The sequence below is a fragment of the Mesorhizobium sp. M1182 genome, from assembly GCF_040318335.1.
In the GTDB taxonomy this organism is placed as follows: Bacteria; Pseudomonadota; Alphaproteobacteria; order Rhizobiales; family Rhizobiaceae; genus Mesorhizobium.
In genome coordinates this window covers 164006-181226 of record NZ_JAMYMD010000005.1, presented here as the reverse complement: position 1 = coordinate 181226, position 17221 = coordinate 164006, and the positions used below count along the sequence as shown (strand labels likewise).

Genomic DNA, 17221 nt, shown 5'->3' with positions numbered 1-17221 from the left:
TCATTCGGACGCCATGGACGTCGCGTAGGGTTGGCCCTTACCAGCGCAATGTGGGCAAAAGGTGACAGGTTTTTTACTCAAACCTAACGCATTTCGGTGGGCGCATTGGCTCCGATCAGCGTCAGGCCGGACGTCAAAACGTCCGAAACAGCCTGCACCAGCCCTAGTCTGGCATGCGTCAATTGTCGGTCGTTAACCTTAACAAAACGTAAGTCGGGATTATCGGTGCCCCGGTTCCAGTGTCCGTGGAAGCTGGAAGCGAGTTCGTAGAGGTAGAATGCCAGCCGGTGGGGCTCGAGCGCGAGCGCCGCGGCTTCGATCAGCCGAGGATATTCGGCGAGCTTCCTGATCAGGCCGATCTCCCCCTCATCGGCCAGCAAAGCCACTTGGGCGGCCAGCTGGCTGCGGTCGAACATGGCCTCGCCCAATTGCTCGCTCGCCTGCCGGAACACCGAATGGCAGCGCGCCGAGGCGTACTGCACGTAGAACACCGGATTGTCCTTCGACTGCTCGGTCACCTTGGCGAAGTCGAAGTCGAGCGGCGCGTCGTTCTTGCGGTAGAGCATCATGAAGCGAACTGCATCTCGTCCAACTTCTTCGATGACCTCCCGAAGAGTGACGAAATTCCCAGTTCGCTTTCCCATCCGCACCGGCTCGCCGGCGCGAAACAGCCTCACCAGCTGGCAAAGCAGCACGGTAAGCTTGACCTCGTCGCCGGCAATCGCCCGGGCAAGCGCTTCCAGCCGTTTCACGTAGCCGCCGTGATCGGCGCCAAGCACATAGATCAGGTTGACGAAGCCGCGATCGACCTTGTCCTTGAGGTAGGCGACATCGGCGGCGAAATAGGTGAAGGTGCCGTCCGACTTGACCAGCGCCCGGTCCATGTCGTCGCCGACCGCGGTCGAGCGAAACAGCGTCTGCTCGCGGTCCTCCCAGTCCTCCGGCTTCTCGCCCTTGGGCGGCGGCAGCTTGCCCTTGTAGATATGGCCCTTCAGCGTCAGGTCGCTGATCGCCGAGCGAATCTTCTTGGCATTGTTGGCATGCAATGTGCGCTCTGAGAAAAAGACGTCGTGATGCACGTTGAGCAGCGCCAGATCCTCACGGATCATCGCCATCATCGCATCGATCGTCCTGTCCTTGACGATGGCAAGCGCCTCTTCGTCCGGCATCTGCAGCAGGGAGCGGCCGAATTCGCTGGCCAGCGCCTGACCAACGGGGATCAGATAGTCGCCTGGATAAAGCCCGGCCGGAATGTCGCCGATCTCATCGCCGAGCGCTTCGCGGTAGCGCAGCATGACTGAGCGTCCGAGCACGTCGATCTGCGAACCGGCATCGTTGATGACGTATTCCTTGGTCACGTCGTAACCGGCGAAGGCCATCAGATTGGCCAGCGCGTCGCCGACCACAGCACCCCGGCAATGGCCGACATGCATCGGGCCGGTCGGGTTGGCCGAGACATATTCGACATTGGTTTTCTTGCCGCCGCCGACAGTCGAGCGGCCGTAGTTGCGGCCTTCGCCGAGCAGCGCCGTCAGATGCGCCTGCCAGAAACCGTCCTTGAGCCTGAGATTGACGAAGCCCGGGCCGGCGATCTCGGCGGCCGCGATATCCTCGTCGGCGCGCAGCGCCTCGGCCAGCCTTTCGGCCAGCGCACGCGGGCTCTGGCCGGTCGGCTTGGCCAACACCATGGCAGCGTTGGTCGCGAGGTCGCCATGGCTGGCATCGCGCGGCGGCTCGACGGCGATGCGCGACAGGTCCGGCGACGCGCCATCCTTGTCTTTCAAATCAAGCGCTTCGACGGCCTTTATGATTCGCGCGTTGAAATCGGCGAAGATGTTCATTGCTATGGCTCTGACGGTTTTGCATGGATCCGGCGCGTTGGCCGGCAAAATCGCGCCCGCCCTAGCTCAAATCCGGCGTATGGTCAAACAAACGCCTGTGTTCCTTGAGCGCATAAGTGTCCGTCATGCCGGCCAGGAAATCGGCAACACTGCGCGCCTTGACGCGGTCCTCTGCCCGGTCGAGCCCTTCGCGCCAGCCATCCGGCATGGCGCGCGGATCGGCGAAATAGACGTCGAACAGGTCCCTGACGATCTGGTCGGCATCGGCGCGCACCCGCATGACCTCCGCATGCCGGTAGAGGTGCTTGTAGAGAAAGGCCTTCAGCTCCTTTTCCGATACGGCCGTCTCGGCGGAGAAGCTCACCATCGTCTCGCCGGCCGCCCTTACCGCTTCGGCGCTGTCGGGCTGGATGCGCGCCAGATTGGCCGTCGTCGAGACGATCACGTCCTCGACCATGATGGTGATCTGCCGGCGCATCAGCTCGTGGCCGGTGCGTACGTCATCGAGCGCCGGATAGCGCTGACGCACGCCCTTGAGGATCGACCCCGGCAGCGAGACGCCCTCCAGCATATCGAGCGTCAACAGCCCTGCCCTCAAGCCGTCATCGATGTCGTGGGTGTTGTAGGCGATGTCGTCGGCAATCGCCGCGCACTGCGCCTCGATACCAGCGAAGCGGTCGAGCTCGAGGTCGTGCAGTTCGGAATAGTCGCGGATGGCCTGCGGCACCGGCCCCTTCAGCCCTTTCCCCTTGGCATCGGTCAGCGGGCCATTGTGCTTGACCAGCCCCTCCAGCGTTTCCCAGGTGAGGTTCAGCCCATCGAACTCGGCATAGCGCCGCTCCAGCCGCGTCACCACACGCAGCGACTGTGCATTGTGGTCGAAGCCGCCCCAGGCGGCCATCTTGTCGTTCAGCGCGTCCTCGCCGGTATGGCCGAAGGGCGTGTGGCCGAAGTCGTGCACCAGGGCCACCGCCTCGGCCAGGTCCTCGTCGCCGCGCAGCGCCCGCGCCAGAGCGCGTGCGATTTGCGCCACCTCGATCGAATGCGTCAGCCTCGTCCGGTAATGGTCGCCTTCGTGCGCGACGAACACTTGCGTCTTGTGCTTCAGCCGGCGGAACGCCGTCGAATGGATGATGCGGTCGCGGTCGCGCTGGAACGGCGTGCGCGTCGGGCTTTCCACCTCGTCGAACAGCCGCCCGCGCGACTTCGCCGGGTCGCTGGCATAGGCCGCGCGCGGCCGATAGCCGAATCCGATGTCGCCCAACTCGTTGGTCATAGCGTATGCCGCAGTTGACTTGCCCCGTCGCGCTTCATACCTATCATACGAAACCGAATGCAAGGTGACGCCCATGGGCGCTGATGCCAAGACCGCCATGAAAGTCGAGATGACCGACGCCGCCGCCAGGCGGATCGCCAAGATTGTGGCGAGCGAAGCCGGCAAGACGGCGCTGCGCGTTTCGGTCGAGGGCGGCGGCTGTTCCGGCTTCTCCTACAAGTTCGACCTGGTCGATGGGCGCAATGACGACGACGTCGCCATCGAGAAGGACGGCGCCATCGTGCTGATCGACGACCTGTCGCTGGTCTATATGGGCGGCTCGGTGATCGATTTCGTCGACGATCTGATGGGCCAGTCGTTCCAGATCAGAAACCCCAATGCGGTCGCCTCCTGCGGCTGCGGCACCAGCTTCTCGATCTAGAAATGCCCGACATCGGCGCGGTCCGTCAGGTCGCGCTTTCCGCCGGGCGCGACCTCGATGCGACGCTGGCGTTCTGGCGCGAGGTGCTCGGCATGAACCTGCATGCGCGTTTCGATCCGCCGGGCATCGCCTTTATCATGGCCGGTGACGTGCGCCTGCTTTTCACCGACGGCCTGCCTGCCGGCACCGTCTATCTCGACATATCGGGCCTCGACGAGTTCCACGCTTCGGCAAGGGCCGCCGGTGTTCCCTTCACTGCGCCGCCGGCGCTCGTCCATCGCGACACCGAAGGCCTGTTCGGCCAGGCGGGGGAAAGCGAATGGATGGCCTTCCTAAAGGACCCGGCAGGCAATACGATCGGCCTTGTCGAACGTCATCCACCGGATCGCTAGTCTCCGGACCACCAGCCTATCGAGGCCGCCATGAAAATCGTCACCTGGAACATCAACGGCGTTCGTGCCCGCATCGGCAATTTGACCCATTGGCTGACGGAAAGCGCGCCCGACATCGCCTGCCTGCAGGAGATCAAGACGGTCGACGAGCAGTTTCCCCGCGCCGAGATCGAGGTGCTCGGCTACAATGTCGAGACTTACGGCCAAAAAGGCTTCAACGGCGTCGCCATCCTGTCGAAGCTGCGTTTCGACGAGGTCAATCGCGGTTTGCCGGGCGACGATGCCGACGAGCAGGCGCGTTTCATCGAGGGCGTGTTCTCGACCGACAAGGGCGCCTTGCGCGTTGCCTCGATCTATCTGCCGAACGGCAACCCGATCGACGACGAGAAGAAGTTCTCCTACAAGCTTTCCTGGATGGCGCGACTTGAGCGCTGGGCCGAGGAGCGGCTTGCTCTGGAAGAGCCGCTGGTCCTGGCCGGCGACTACAATGTCATTCCCGAGCCGATCGACGCGAAGTATCCGGAAAACTGGCTAAGCGATGCACTGTTCCAGCCCGCGACGCGGCAAGCGTTCCGGCGGCTGAAGAATCTCGGCTTCACCGAAGCCGTGCGTGCCGTCACCGACGCCCCGGACATTTTTACGTTCTGGGACTATCAGGCCGGCGCCTGGCAGAAGAACAACGGCATCCGCATCGACCACCTGCTTCTGTCGCCCGAAGCCGCCAACTGGTTTTCCTCGGCTTCGATCGAAAAACAGGTGCGCGCCTGGGAAAAACCCTCCGACCACGTGCCGGTGGCGATCGATCTGGCGCTGCAGCCGGCCTGACCGGAGCTGCTGCCCGGCGGCACATTGATAAGTTGACCTCTTATCGCCACAAATCGCGCGCTTAATGAGAAATCATCATGGTGGCTGGGGTTCCCATGACTACTCGATTTGCACTCTGCCCGATCGGCTGCGCGCTTGCGATGGCGGTGGCGACGCCGGCTTTTGCCGATGCAGAGTGCCTGGCTAACGGCAAATCATTCCAGATCGGCCGGGTCGCCTGCCTGACGCTTGCCGGCCAAAGCTACCTCGCACGTTGCGAGATGGTGCTCAACAACACGTCCTGGACAAAGCAGCGGGATGGCTGCCCGGAGAACAAGCTGGCCCCACATCTGCAGGGCACGCTGATCTCAACACCGGCGCCCAGCGGCATGCCGGCGGAACCGACCGACAATTGATCTAAAAACGGAAATTCTGCCGACCTATTGGTCGCCGCCACCCTTGGTGAGGATGTCGTCGGCCAGCGAGATCGCGGTGCGGCGGTCGGCTTCGCCGGCGGCTGCAAACGCTTCTTCCTGCATGCCGCGGATCCATGGCTGGTCGGCGGGTGAGGCCCGTTCGAGCGCCGCGGTCATCATCGCCAGCCCCCGCACGATCTTGCCGCTTTGGAAAAGCAGGTTGCCGAGCGTCGCCTGCGCGCCCGCATGGCCCTTTTCGGCCGCCAGCTGGAACCAGCGTCCGGCCTGCTTGACGCTGGCCTTGACGCCGCCCTCACCCTTGAGGAACATCTGGCCCATCTCGAACTGGGCGTTCGGGTTGCGGTAGTTGGCGGCGGCGCGCATGTAATATTCCTGGGCCGCCACCTCGTTCTCCTCGACGGGGCTGCCGGGAATGCCCTTCCTCAGATAGTCGCCAAGCGCCACCAGCGCGTCCGAAACATAGCTTTCCTCGGGCGAACCGGGCTCGACATCCTGGTCGACGATCTCGCTGAAGAACTTGAACGCCGCGTAGTCGTCTCGCGCCACGCCATCGCCTTCGGCATACATGCGCGCAAGCTTCCAGGTGGCGCCGATCTGGCCGTTCTCGGCGGCATATTTATAGGCTTCCGCAGCCTGCTCCTTATGGCCGTTCTTGTAGGCGGAAAAGCCGAACTGGAACACCGCCCACGGGCTCGACTGCGGCTTCACGCCGGTCTTGTCGTCGAACACCTTGTCGTCGAAGGCCATGGCCTGGCCGACGGCGCCCAAGGTCGCGCCAAACGTGGCGAGCGCAACCAGTGCCGAAAGGACAGACGACCTCAACAACTCAGATGTCCGCATAGCAGTGTGTTTCTTTGGCACCGCCGGGATGGGTGACTGCGCCGTCGCGGGCAGATCCGACAGTCTGTGCGTATTTCCAGATCGCGCCCGACTGATAGTCGGTCGTGCGCGCCTTCCATGCCTTTGCCCTCGCTGCCAGTTCGGCTTTGGACAATGCAACCTCGATCGTGCCGTTCACCGCATCGATCGAGATCAAGTCGCCATCCCTAAGCAGCCCGATCGGGCCGCCGACAGCCGCTTCCGGCCCGACATGGCCGATGCAGAAACCGCGCGTTGCGCCCGAAAAACGCCCGTCGGTGATGAGCGCCACCTTGCCGCCCATGCCCTGGCCGTAGAGAGCCGCCGTCGTCGACAGCATTTCGCGCATGCCCGGGCCGCCGCGCGGACCCTCGTAACGGATGACGAGAACCTCGCCTTCGCTATAGTTACGGTGCGTAACAGCCTCGAAACATTCCTCTTCCGAATCGAAGCAGCGTGCCGGACCCGAGAATTTGAGTTCCGCCATGCCTGCGACCTTCACGATCGCGCCTTCGGGGGCAAGGTTACCCTTCAAGCCCACGACCCCGCCGGTCTGGGTAATCGGCCTATTGGCGGGACGGACCACATCCTGGCTGTCATTCCAGGAAACATGTTCCATATTTTCGGCCAAAGTGCGGCCGGTCACCGTCAGGCAATCGCCGTGAAGATAGCCATGGTCGAGCAGCGTCTTCATCAACAGCGGAATGCCGCCGGCCTCGAACATGTCCTTGGCGACGTATTTGCCGCCCGGCTTGAGGTCGGCGATGTAGGGTGTTTTCTCGAATATCTTGGCCACGTCGAAAAGATCGAACTTTATCCCGGCCTCGTGCGCGATCGCCGGCAGATGCAGCGCCGCGTTGGTCGAGCCGCCGGTGGCCGAGACCACAGTCGCGGCATTTTCCAACGCTTCTATAGTAACGATGTCGCGCGGGCGGATGTTCCTTGCGATCAGCTCCATGATCTTTTCGCCGGAAGCGAAATTGAAGCGGTCTCGCATCTCGTAGGGTGCCGGCGCGCCGCAGGAATAGGGCAGCGCCAGGCCGATCGCCTCAGCGACGGTGGCCATGGTATTGGCGGTGAACTGGGCGCCGCAGGAGCCGGCCGACGGACAGGCGGCTTGCTCGATCTCGAGCAGCTCGGCGTCGCCGATCGTGCCGACCGAATGCTGGCCGACCGCCTCGAACACGTCCTGCACGGTGATCTGCCGGCCACGGTAGCTGCCGGGCAGTATCGAGCCGCCATAGATGAAGATCGACGGTACGTTGAGGCGCACCATGGCCATCATCATGCCGGGCAGCGACTTGTCGCAACCGGCCAATCCAACCAGCGCATCGTAGCAATGGCCGCGCATGGTGAGCTCGACCGAGTCGGCGATGACCTCGCGCGACACCAGCGACGACTTCATGCCCTGATGACCCATGGCGATGCCGTCGGTGACGGTGATGGTGCAGAATTCGCGTGGCGTGCCGTTGGCGGCCGCCACGCCCTTCTTGACCACTTGCGCCTGGCGCATCAGCGAGATGTTGCAGGGCGCGGCCTCGTTCCAGCAGCTGGCGACACCGACCAGAGGCTGCGCGATCTCGGCCGCCGACAGCCCCATAGCATAAAGGTAGGAGCGATGCGGCGCCCGCTCGGGACCAACGGTCACGTGGCGGCTCGGCAGCTTGGCCTTGGAGATCGCTCTGGCGTCCATACTCGTCCTTGCCGCGGGCGGTGCGGCCTGCCTCTTCGCCTAGCCTTTTGGCGCATGTCCCGAGACAGGTTCGAGGTGCGCCGGGTTTATGGCGGGAAATAGGCAATGTTCCCGGGCGGCCGGGCGACGCGAGGGTTGTTCAGAAACTGTTGCCAAAACGTCACAATTACAGAAGCGAACATCATGGGGACAATTGTTGCGCCAGCCGAATGCCGGACGCCATGCATCCAACCGACGGCCGGGCAGTGCCCGGCCGTTTTTGTCGTTTAAAATTTAATAGTTAGAACTTGATCTTGACGGAAGCCGAACCGGCGAGAAGCAGGTCGTTGCCGTAGGTATAGGTAACGGCATTTGCCACGTCGCCGACACCGCTGAAAGTCGATGACCCGCTCGTCAGCACACCGATCGAGCCGCCGAGCCTGACCTCGACCTGGTCGTTCGGCGAATAGGAGACGCCGCTGGCAACGGCCCAGGTATCCGACTGATAGCCGGAGGTCGTCGAGGTGCCGCGATCCCAGGTCAGCGAAACCACGCCCGACAATTGATCGGTGAACTTGTGCCCGATACCGCCCGTGACCGTCCAGCCGTCGCGATAAAGCAGGTCGAATGAAACGGGCGAAGGCAAACCGGTTACCGGACTGCGCACGCCATTGATGGCAATAACGCCAAGCTTGCTCCACTCCTGCCAGCGGATGGAACCAAAGGCCAGCCAGCCAGGAGCTATGCCGCTCTGCAGCTTGAATTCCAGAGCCTGAGGTATCTCAGCCGACGCCGAGACTGGGTACACGCCGGTAGAGCCGGGAATCAGATCCGCTGGAAAGGCGCCCCTGAAGCCGGTCGTGTCGACGGTTCCCGACAGCCCGTCATATTTGTAGCTCGAAGAGTACATCAGGCTGGCGCGCAGAGCGATCTCGGGGATCTCATAGGCTGCGCCCGCACGCCAACCCCATGCCTCGTCGGATAGCTTGAAGACACCGAGGCCGGTATTGCCGAAGGCGAGCAGTGTCTGACGGGAAAGAAACGCGTCTACCTGCTGGTAGGAGACACCGCCGATGAATCGTATGGCGCCCTTGCCGACGTTCACCTTATAGGAGCAGGTGAGACCGAAATCGTCTGTGTCGACGGCGTATTTGACCGCTGTCGGCGAATAGGCGTTGTTCATGCCGAAATTCGCGTCCGCACCATACGGTCTCGTATAGGTGGCAAGACAGTCTACGGGCTCAAAGATGTTGGCTTTGATGCCGACATGCGGCACCGCATAATCGCCACCAACGTCCACCGCCGATGTCGACAAACCCGAGCCATCGAGGCGCTGCACATTCTTGAGTTTGCGCTGTGGCGAAACATAGGTGACGCCTGCGTCGAACGAATATGGCGCCGGGTCGAACAGCTGGTCGATATTGACGCCGCCCCGGTCAAAGCCCCCGGCTTGCACCGTCCCAGCCAAAGCCAGCGAAAAAGCCCCCGCGCCCAGCAGCACTTTCAGACGCGAATAACACATGAATCTCCTCCCCGAAATGTCCTTGCATCAAGCTAGAACCAATTCAGGTTAACGGCGCAACAACGAATTCGCCGTGCGTACATGTACAGCTTGGCTGAACGCATTTCCGACAAGATGTCGGCCTTGTTGCCGAGGCGGGAAGATGGCCGCCACAATACAGATCGACGAGAAAACTCGGGAAAAACCCCTAAATCACTGCAGAACAGGGCATTTTTGCGTGCCCAGTCAGCCATTGTTACATTATGGCAACAATGGGGCAAAAACATTCAGTTTGCCTCAAGATTTACGCTGCGGAATGCCCGTTTTCGTGGCAGGCGGCCTGTCTGGAAGGCAGATTCGTGACCGGCGAATCTATTGCGGCCAGCAGGCCCAATTTGTTTGATCAGCCGGCCCAATCTGTTCGATCAACTTGTTTGATCAGCCGGCCCAATCTGTTCGATCAACCGGCCCAATCTATTCGATCAACCGGCATCGCGCACCCGCGCCAATGCCACCGAAAGCTTCTCTTGCGCCTCGCGATATTCGGCGAGTTTTTCACGCTCGGCCTCCACCACCTCTTCCGGCGCGTTGGCGACGAATTTCTCGTTGGACAGCTTCTTGTAGAGCCGCGCTATTTCCTCGGTCACCTTCGCAAGCTCCTTGTGCAGGCGCGCTGCCTCGGCGGCAAGGTCGATCAGGCTGCCGAGCGGCAGGCAGATCGTCGCCTCGTTGACGACGATCTGGGCGGATCCCCTGGGTGGCGCCTCGGCGAGCGAGATGTCGCCGACCCGCGCCAGACGCTTGATAGCCGAGCCCTGACGCTCGAGCCTTTCGTGTGTCGCGTCGTTGGCGCCGATCACCACGAGCGGTGCGATAGCCGCCGGCGGCACGTTCATCTCCGAACGCACCGAGCGGATGCCGGAGACAAGGTCGATCAGCCAGTTGATATCGGCGGCGGCCGCCTCGTCCTCGAAGTCGGGCGACGGCCATGCCGCATGACAAAGCAGCGATTGCCGTTGCCTGCCCTCGCCGGCGGTTTCGGCCCACAGTTCCTCGGTCATGAACGGCATCATCGGATGCAGCAGCTTGTAGATCTCGTCGAGCACGAAGGCGACGCATGCCCTGCTCTCGGCCTTGGCCGCCTCGTCGGTGCCCATGAACACCGGCTTCAGCAGTTCCAGGTACCAGTCGCAGAACTGGTTCCAGACGAACCGGTAGGCGGCACCCGCCGCCTCGTTGAAGCGGTATGAGGTGATACCGTCCGTTATGTCGCGCGCGGCTCGCGTCAGCTCCGTCAGGATCCAGCGGTTGACCGCCAGCTTGGCGTCCCGCAGCCAGAAATCGTCGTCGCGCGCCACGTCGTTCATCTCGGCGAAGCGCGTCGCGTTCCACAGCTTGGTGCCGAAATTGCGATAACCGGCAATGCGGGCCGGATCGAGCTTAACGTCGCGCCCTTGCGCTGCCATCACCGTCAAGGTGAAGCGCAGCGCATCGGCGCCGTATTCGTCGATGAGCTCGAGCGGATCGATGACGTTGCCTTTCGACTTCGACATCTTCTGCCCGTTCTTGTCACGAACCAGCGCGTGGACATAGACCGTATGGAACGGCTCCTGGTCCATAAAATGCAGGCCCATCATCATCATGCGGGCGACCCAGAAGAAGATGATGTCGAAACCGGTCACCAGCACGTCGGTCGGGTAATAGGTCTTCAGCTCCGGCGTCTGGTCCGGCCAGCCAAGCGTCGAGAACGGCCACAGCGCCGACGAGAACCATGTATCGAGCACGTCCTCGTCGCGGGTCAGGATCTCGCCAGGCTGGAAATTCTCAAGCTTGTCCTCGACCCAGGCCTTCCACGGCCCTTCCAGCGCCAGATAGTATTCGACGGCGGCACCGAGCGCCTCTTCCTCGGTCTTTTCGACAAAGACATGCCCGTCCGGCCCGTACCAGGCCGGGATCTGGTGGCCCCACCAGAGCTGGCGCGAAATGCACCAGGGCTGGATGTTTTCCATCCAGTCGAAATAGGTCTTTTCCCAGTTTTTGGGCACGAAATTGGTACGGCCCTCGCGCACCGAGGCGATCGCCGGCTTGGCCAGTTCCGCCGCATTGACATACCACTGGTCGGTCAGAAACGGCTCGATCGGCACGCCGCCGCGGTCGCCGTGCGGCACCGTGTGGCGATGCGGCTCGACCTTCTCGAGAAAGCCGCCCGCCTGCATCAGCTCGACGATCTTCCTGCGCGCATCGAAACGGTCGAGGCCGTCGAGGCTGTCCCAGACGGCCTGGCGCTCCGGCGTCACATCCAGTCCGGCGAGAAAGTCCTCATTGTCCTTGAGGCTCACCGCCGCATTGACGGTGAGGATGTTGACCGCCGGCAGCCGGTGGCCCTTGCCGACCTCGAAATCATTGAAGTCATGCGCCGGCGTGATCTTGACCGCACCACTGCCTTTTTCGGGATCGGAATACTCGTCCGCCACCACCGGGATCCTGCGGCCGACGATCGGCAGGATGAGGTTCTTGCCGACAAGATGCCGGAAACGCTCGTCGTCGGGGTGGACGGCGACAGCCGTATCACCCAGCATCGTCTCCGGGCGGGTCGTCGCAACGGTAATGAAGGTCTTCGGATTTTCCGGATCGAAGGTCATGCCTTCGACCGGATAGCGGAAGTGCCAGAGGTTGCCGTTGACTTCCTGCTGCTCGACCTCGAGATCCGAGATGGCGGTCAACAGCTTCGGGTCCCAGTTCACAAGGCGCTTGTCCTTGTAGATCAGCCCTTCCTTGTAGAGCGTCACGAACACTTCGAGCACGGCCTTGGACAGGCCCTCGTCCATGGTGAAGCGCTCCCGGCTCCAGTCGGCCGAGGCCCCGAGCCGCTTCAGCTGGTTGAGGATGGCGCCGCCGGATTCGGCCTTCCATTCCCACACCTTGTCGATGAACTCATCTCGGGTCAGGTCGCGGCGGTGGATCTGCTTCTCCATCAGCTGGCGCTCGACCACCATCTGCGTGGCGATGCCGGCATGGTCCATTCCCGGCTGCCACAAGACGTTCTTGCCGCGCATGCGCTCGAAGCGCACCAGAATGTCCTGCAGCGTGTTATTGAGCGCGTGGCCCATATGCAGCGAGCCGGTGACATTCGGCGGCGGGATGACGATGGTGAAGGCTTCAGCCCCCTCCTCGGCCCCGGCACCGGCCCGAAACGCGTCGGCCTCTTCCCAGATCCTGGCAATCTTCGGCTCGACGGCTTTCGCGTCGTAGGTCTTTTCGAGCATGGGAAAACGGTCCGCGCTGTCCGGAATTTGTGGTCCGGTGTAAATCGGAAGGTTGTTGCCAAGTCAACCGCAAGGGCGGCATGGCCAATAGATAGCGCCGGGATGGTTCGGTGCAACTCGCGGGACTGAATGTTGCAAGGCAATCGCTTCAGGTTTGCGCTGCCCCTCATTGCCCTGCCGGGCATTTCTCCCCGTATAGTGACGGGGAGAAAAACGCCTGCACTGAAGCTTTCGCCAGTCACGAACGTTGCGGAAAAGGCGCCTAAATTGCGGTCAACCCCTTCTCCCCGTCACTATACGGGGAGAAGGTGCCGGCAGGCGGATGAGGGGCAGCGCCGACTTCGACAATTCGCCGGTCGAGCGCCGCCCATTGGCGGCTCTCCGAATTGCTACTGCGCGCCGCGCGCGACGCGCTCGATTTCCTCGCGCACCAGCCGCTCGACCAGCGTCGGCAGGTTGTTGTCCAGCCAGTCCTGCAGCATCGGCCGCAGCATCTCCTCGGCCATCTCGTCGAAGGTCTTCTTGCTGCGGCTGGCAAACGCGTCTGAAAGCTCACCGAAGGCGGCGGCAACCTGCCGGCCCGTATGCTCCGAAAGGATCGCCGGCCGAAGGGACGGCGCCTCGCTGGCCGCCGGACGCGCCAATCCGATTCTAGAAGATTCCGGGCCGATTTTAGAACGTTCCGGGCCGCTTTCCGAAGGCTCCGGCCCAATTTCCGAAGGCTCCGGCACAGGTTCAGCAGTCGCCTCGTTCTCGAAAACCTCGGCTTTCGGCTCGGCGTCCGGCGTCCGGCGTGGCTCGGCGCGCTCCGGCTTGGCCATCGCGTCGCCGACCGCCGCGATCTCGCGCCGCCAATCGGCGATGATGGTGTCGGTCGTCTCGGCAGCCTTGGCTGTCGCAGGCCGATCCGGCTTTGCGGGAGCGGTGTTCACCTCAGCCAGCGTCACCGCTGCCTTTTCCGGGCCGGCGCGCAGCGGCGTTTCCAGGGGCTCAATGACCGGCGCGGCCGTTGGCTGCACCTCGGCGCGCGTGGCCGGCTTGGCGATCTCCAGCCCGCCGCGCAGTTCGGAGCGGAACGCATCCCCCTCCGCTGCCCGTCCGGCTGCCGGCGCCGGTTGCAGATCCTGGCGCAGCTCGTCGGCGTCGCCCGGCTGCTTGCGGCCGGTATCGCTGTCCTCGATGATCCTTCTGATGGAAGCTAGTATTTCTTCCATGGAAGGTTCGCGCTGTACGCTGCTTGCCGTCGCCATCGTCACATCCGCCGCCCTTGTGACTCGTTCCCAGATTTCCTGTCCGGCAATGCCGGATTCGAATCATGGCAACAGCGTAACCGACGGAACGGCTTGCGAGAATCCCCAATCTGGCGACATCTCGGATTTCAACAGATTAGGGTCGGGAGTTGAAAGCCCGCGCGTCGTTCGAGCGCGGACTGAAAACACGGCCTGGCGATCAGCGGCCGTCCGGCGTGCGCAGACCGATCCACTTGTCCTTGACGGCGTTGTAATGCTCTTCGGGCCTGTACTTCGTCACGTTGAGCGCAAGGCGGTCTGCCGACAAATGGCCAACCGCCGAGAGGATGGCATAGCTCGCCACCACCACGTCGCGTTCGGCGCTGACAAGATTGATCTTGGCGGTGATGAGGGTCGCCTGCGCGTTGAGCACGTCGAGCGTGGTGCGCTGGCCGACATTGCGCTCTTCGATGACGCCGTTCAGGGCAAGCTGCGCGGCGGCGACCACCTGCCGGTTGGCCGTGACGCTTTGCTGCGCGGCGGTGTATTGCGACCATGCCGAGGTCACCGCCTGGCGCACGGTGTCGCGGCTGACATCGACCTCGATACGGGCCTGGCTAAGTGATTCCTTTGATTGGCGAACCAATGCCGAGGTCCGGCCGCCGGAATAGATCGGTATCGTCAATGTCGCACCGATGTTCGCCGAATTGGTTACGCCATCCTGTGTCGAGGAGAGCGAGCCGGGCGCGGTGCCGCGATAGGCGCTCGAAACACCCGCCGACGCCGAGAGTTGCGGCAGCAGCGCGCCTTCGGCAGACTTCACCGAAAACGCCGCCGCGTCGACCAGATGCGCGGTGGCGAGGATGGCCGGATGCTCGGCCGATGCGATCGCGATCGCTGCATCGAGGCTCGACGGCAACAGCTTCGACACCGGCGAAGCCGGCCTGAGCCTGCCCGGCTCGTCGCCGACGATCTGGCGATAGGTCGCGGCGCTTGCCAGCGCCGTGGCGCGGGCGGCGCTCAACTGCGCCACCGCGGAGGCACGCTGGGCGTCGGCTTGCGCGACGTCGGTGCGCGTACCTTCGCCGACCTCGAAGCGCGAACGCGCCGCACGCGCCTGCTCGGTCAGGAATTGCAGGTTCTGTTCGGTCAGCACGGCGACCTGACGGTCGCGGATGACGTCCATATAGGCGCTTGCCGCGTTGAAAAGAGTGTTTTCTTCGGCGTTGCGCAGGCTTTCGAACGAAGCGCGGACCCGCGATTCGGCGGCCGCCACATTGTTCCTGGTCTGAAAACCGTCAAACAGCGTCTGGTCGATCTCGACGCCAAAGTTGCCGGTGGTCAACGAGATGTTTCGGTGCAACAGGTTGCTGTGGCTGGCGGTATAATCAATACTTCCGGAACCGGTGATGGTCGGGCGCCAGCCGGACTTGGCGATGGCAACGCCCTCGTCGGTGACGCGAACGCCGGCGCGTGAAGAATTGAGAGAGGAATTGTTCTGATAGGCCTTTGAAAGTGCCCCGAGAATGGTTTCGGCCGAGGCGGCCATTGGAGAAAGCGCGGTCGCCGAAACGAGGACAGCGGTAAAAAGCAACTTGCGTACAGACGGCACGTTATATTCCCTCATTCGTTTTGCACGGGAACTGCGCCACGCTGGCTTCTCCTTCTGATCAGCCGGCGCCGCGTTTTTTATCGTTCCCCCGCTGAAAGCCCCCAAGAAACACCCGGTTATGCAGATCAGCAACGATTGTTCAAACGCAAGCGATCATGACAGCGCCTTCGCTGCAAGGCAAAATCACTCAGAATTCGAAGGCGGGAATGCGTTCGAATCCCGGTAGTGGCTTAATTGCCGCATTAAATGCGCGTCTTCCCGTTACAACCCCTCCAGTCTTAAAAAAAAGCCGGGCTACGCCCGAATTGCCCTGCCCTTCAACGGCGACGAGTCGGCCGCCTTCGGCAAGCTGGTCGAACAGCGCCGCCGGCACCTCGCCGACGCTGCCGCCGATCAGGATGACGTCGTAAGGCGACTTCTCTGCGTGGCCTTGCGGCAGCGGCCCGTGGACCACCGTGACATTGCCGCAACCCAGCGCCGCAAGCGTCGAAGTGGCGGTCTCGGCCAGCGCCGGATCGCTTTCCAGCGCCACCACGGACCTTGCCAGCCGCGACAGGATCGCCGCCGCATAGCCGGTGCCGCAGCCGACATCGAGTGCCGAATCGCTTGGGCCGATATCGGCCAGCTGCATCAGCTTGGCCAATGGCGACGGTTCCATCAGATAGCGCGGGCCATCGGCCGTATCGGCAATGCGGATGTCCTCGTCGATATAGGCAAGATCGCGCTGGCCGGGGGCAACAAAGGCCTCGCGCGGCACCACAAGCATCGCCTCGAGCAACGGCGCGCTGGTCACGTCGGTGGTGCGGATCTGGCCGTCGACCATCTTCACCCGGCGTTCGGCAAAATCAGCGCTCATGTTCCAACCATCCGCTTGCCGCGCAAAGGCCGCGGCTGTTTCGACCGGAACTGAAGCCCCCTGGCGCTGACGCGCGGGAGCTCGGGCATTGGAGGCCTCGCCCGGAATCGAACCGGGGTGCAAGGATTTGCAGTCCTCTGCGTAACCACTCCGCCACGAGGCCTCATTGCTCCCAGCGTTCCACCCGGCTCCAATAGGTTGCGGCGAAAATGCCGTCAAGCGGCCACCATGCATTCCCAACGGTTCCTCGACCTTCCATGCCCTGCCTTATCAACGCAATGCCCATCTTAGCAATAACATATTAGCTTATCGTTAAGCATGATTCTGGGCGACGGGAACCCGAAACCGGCGGCCACGTTGGGCAAAGAGGAGGCTCCGCCATGCGTCGAGCAGCTACGAAGGACGGCACGTCGCGCGGATTGTCGCAGTCTGCAGAGCTTGTGCGCTATGCCATCGACCGCCTCAGCATAGAAGGCGCAAACACCCTGCCGCCGCGCGACCGGGCGCGGCTGGCATCGGCTACCGCCGTTCTCAAGGAGCTTTGCGAACGTCTGGAGAGCTGCTTCGACCAACCTCGGTAAACGTATGGGCGGACGACGCCGCTCGCCGACATATGGCAGGCTGGCGGCCGTCAGCGGGGCAATCTCAGTCAGGCCGGCGCCGTCGCTCCCACCAGACGACGAAGCGGCGCCGATGACGACGCACCAGGGCAAATTCGTAGGAGAGCACCAGCAGTCCGATCGGTACCATCCAGAAACCCAGGATCGGCAGGAAGCCGAGAATGCCGCCGATGATCAGCACGACGCCGATCGCAATCCTGAGGCCGCGCGAGCGCGGCATGGTGAACTGGCGGCCGAAGACCGAGATTTTCCGGGCCGGTGGCTGTTCGTCGCTCGTTGCCGTCATGTGAAATGTCGATCCGTTTGCATCAGTAGCACCGTCAGCCGGAGAAAGCCGCAACGGCCTTTTCTGTTCCGTGACATGCGAGAGATAGCTCATATGAGGGCGCTCGCCGGCCATTGCCAGCAAGCCCTGCGCCAAAAAGCATCGAAAAAA

General features: G+C 62.7%; 15 protein-coding genes and 1 tRNA gene. 5 read left to right on the top strand and 11 right to left on the bottom strand.

Translation table 11 applies throughout. The features are described 5' to 3' along the window. Positions 1-83 precede the first annotated feature (83 nt). Both argS and NKH33_RS09330 read right to left on the bottom strand, forming a co-directional pair. Positions 84-1841, bottom strand: a complete 1758-nt coding sequence (gene argS / locus NKH33_RS09335) for an arginine--tRNA ligase (RefSeq protein WP_352919052.1) — start codon at positions 1839-1841, stop codon at positions 84-86. Positions 1842-1902: 61 nt separating this feature from the next. Continuing rightward, positions 1903-3117: a deoxyguanosinetriphosphate triphosphohydrolase gene (locus tag NKH33_RS09330; RefSeq protein WP_352919050.1), complete on the bottom strand. Its 1215-nt coding sequence runs from the start codon at positions 3115-3117 to the stop codon at positions 1903-1905. A gap of 73 nt (positions 3118-3190) precedes the next feature. Here NKH33_RS09330 and erpA point away from each other — a divergent pair, with 73 nt between their 5' ends. The 4 genes from erpA to NKH33_RS09310 all read left to right on the top strand — a co-directional run bounded on the left by erpA (position 3191) and on the right by NKH33_RS09310 (position 5150). After that, a complete protein-coding gene (gene erpA / locus NKH33_RS09325) occupies positions 3191-3538 on the top strand; it encodes an iron-sulfur cluster insertion protein ErpA (protein WP_352919048.1) in 348 nt (115 codons plus the stop codon). Positions 3539-3540: 2 nt separating this feature from the next. Beyond that, complete coding sequence (locus NKH33_RS09320) at positions 3541-3930, top strand: VOC family protein (RefSeq protein WP_352470415.1); 390 nt, start codon at positions 3541-3543, stop codon at positions 3928-3930. A 30-nt stretch (positions 3931-3960) separates the two neighbouring features. Next, positions 3961-4755 carry an exodeoxyribonuclease III gene (xth, locus tag NKH33_RS09315; RefSeq protein ID WP_352919047.1) on the top strand — a complete coding sequence of 265 codons (795 nt, stop codon included), beginning with the start codon at positions 3961-3963 and terminating at the stop codon, positions 4753-4755. Positions 4756-4832: 77 nt separating this feature from the next. Continuing rightward, positions 4833-5150 carry a hypothetical protein gene (locus tag NKH33_RS09310; RefSeq protein ID WP_352919046.1) on the top strand — a complete coding sequence of 106 codons (318 nt, stop codon included), beginning with the start codon at positions 4833-4835 and terminating at the stop codon, positions 5148-5150. 24 nt (positions 5151-5174) lie between these two features. Here NKH33_RS09310 and NKH33_RS09305 read toward each other — a convergent pair whose 3' ends face one another. From NKH33_RS09305 to NKH33_RS09270, 8 genes are all read right to left on the bottom strand, one after another. After that, positions 5175-6011 carry a tetratricopeptide repeat protein gene (locus NKH33_RS09305; RefSeq protein WP_023678939.1) on the bottom strand — a complete coding sequence of 279 codons (837 nt, stop codon included), beginning with the start codon at positions 6009-6011 and terminating at the stop codon, positions 5175-5177. Continuing rightward, on the bottom strand, positions 5998-7722 hold the full coding sequence (ilvD, locus tag NKH33_RS09300) for a dihydroxy-acid dehydratase (RefSeq protein ID WP_352577585.1): 1725 nt from the start codon (positions 7720-7722) through the stop codon (positions 5998-6000). Before ilvD ends, NKH33_RS09305 begins: the two co-directional genes overlap by 14 nt. 280 nt (positions 7723-8002) lie before the next feature. Further along, entirely contained in the window at positions 8003-9223 is a 1221-nt protein-coding gene (locus tag NKH33_RS09295) for an OmpP1/FadL family transporter (protein WP_352919044.1), read from the bottom strand. A 461-nt stretch (positions 9224-9684) separates the two neighbouring features. Continuing rightward, a complete protein-coding gene (locus NKH33_RS09290) occupies positions 9685-12468 on the bottom strand; it encodes a valine--tRNA ligase (protein WP_352919042.1) in 2784 nt (927 codons plus the stop codon). 389 nt (positions 12469-12857) lie between these two features. Beyond that, positions 12858-13718 (bottom strand): DUF2497 domain-containing protein, encoded by an 861-nt coding sequence (locus tag NKH33_RS09285; RefSeq protein WP_352685024.1) that lies wholly within the window; start codon positions 13716-13718, stop codon positions 12858-12860. Positions 13719-13917: 199 nt separating this feature from the next. Then, a complete protein-coding gene (locus NKH33_RS09280; RefSeq protein WP_352470406.1) occupies positions 13918-15309 on the bottom strand; it encodes a TolC family outer membrane protein in 1392 nt (463 codons plus the stop codon). A 187-nt stretch (positions 15310-15496) separates the two neighbouring features. Beyond that, positions 15497-16165, bottom strand: coding sequence for a protein-L-isoaspartate O-methyltransferase family protein (locus NKH33_RS09275; protein WP_352771452.1), 669 nt, complete (start codon positions 16163-16165; stop codon positions 15497-15499). An 89-nt stretch (positions 16166-16254) separates the two neighbouring features. Continuing rightward, positions 16255-16328, bottom strand: a tRNA-Cys gene (locus NKH33_RS09270). Positions 16329-16545: 217 nt separating this feature from the next. On the opposite strand from NKH33_RS09270, the gene NKH33_RS09265 reads away from it, so the two are divergent. Next, positions 16546-16746 carry a hypothetical protein gene (locus NKH33_RS09265; protein WP_352451402.1) on the top strand — a complete coding sequence of 67 codons (201 nt, stop codon included), beginning with the start codon at positions 16546-16548 and terminating at the stop codon, positions 16744-16746. A gap of 64 nt (positions 16747-16810) precedes the next feature. On the opposite strand, the gene NKH33_RS09260 is transcribed toward NKH33_RS09265, so the two are convergent. Continuing rightward, a complete protein-coding gene (locus tag NKH33_RS09260; RefSeq protein ID WP_352919039.1) occupies positions 16811-17071 on the bottom strand; it encodes a hypothetical protein in 261 nt (86 codons plus the stop codon). Positions 17072-17221: the final 150 nt, after the last annotated feature.

What these genes read in the sequence shown, in the direction of transcription:
- xth (WP_352919047.1), top strand. Translation starts at nt 3,961, where the DNA reads ATGAAAATCGTCACCTGGAACATCAACGGCGTTCGTGCCCGCATCGGC.
- NKH33_RS09310 (WP_352919046.1), top strand. Translation starts at nt 4,833, where the DNA reads ATGGTGGCTGGGGTTCCCATGACTACTCGATTTGCACTCTGCCCGATC.
- NKH33_RS09320 (WP_352470415.1), top strand. Translation starts at nt 3,541, where the DNA reads ATGCCCGACATCGGCGCGGTCCGTCAGGTCGCGCTTTCCGCCGGGCGC.
- NKH33_RS09285 (WP_352685024.1), bottom strand. Translation starts at nt 13,718, where the DNA reads ATGGCGACGGCAAGCAGCGTACAGCGCGAACCTTCCATGGAAGAAATA.
- NKH33_RS09275 (WP_352771452.1), bottom strand. Translation starts at nt 16,165, where the DNA reads ATGAGCGCTGATTTTGCCGAACGCCGGGTGAAGATGGTCGACGGCCAG.
- NKH33_RS09260 (WP_352919039.1), bottom strand. Translation starts at nt 17,071, where the DNA reads ATGACGGCAACGAGCGACGAACAGCCACCGGCCCGGAAAATCTCGGTC.
- NKH33_RS09290 (WP_352919042.1), bottom strand. Translation starts at nt 12,468, where the DNA reads ATGCTCGAAAAGACCTACGACGCGAAAGCCGTCGAGCCGAAGATTGCC.
- NKH33_RS09330 (WP_352919050.1), bottom strand. Translation starts at nt 3,117, where the DNA reads ATGACCAACGAGTTGGGCGACATCGGATTCGGCTATCGGCCGCGCGCG.
- NKH33_RS09295 (WP_352919044.1), bottom strand. Translation starts at nt 9,223, where the DNA reads ATGTGTTATTCGCGTCTGAAAGTGCTGCTGGGCGCGGGGGCTTTTTCG.
- erpA (WP_352919048.1), top strand. Translation starts at nt 3,191, where the DNA reads ATGGGCGCTGATGCCAAGACCGCCATGAAAGTCGAGATGACCGACGCC.
- argS (WP_352919052.1), bottom strand. Translation starts at nt 1,841, where the DNA reads ATGAACATCTTCGCCGATTTCAACGCGCGAATCATAAAGGCCGTCGAA.
- ilvD (WP_352577585.1), bottom strand. Translation starts at nt 7,722, where the DNA reads ATGGACGCCAGAGCGATCTCCAAGGCCAAGCTGCCGAGCCGCCACGTG.
- NKH33_RS09305 (WP_023678939.1), bottom strand. Translation starts at nt 6,011, where the DNA reads ATGCGGACATCTGAGTTGTTGAGGTCGTCTGTCCTTTCGGCACTGGTT.
- NKH33_RS09265 (WP_352451402.1), top strand. Translation starts at nt 16,546, where the DNA reads ATGCGTCGAGCAGCTACGAAGGACGGCACGTCGCGCGGATTGTCGCAG.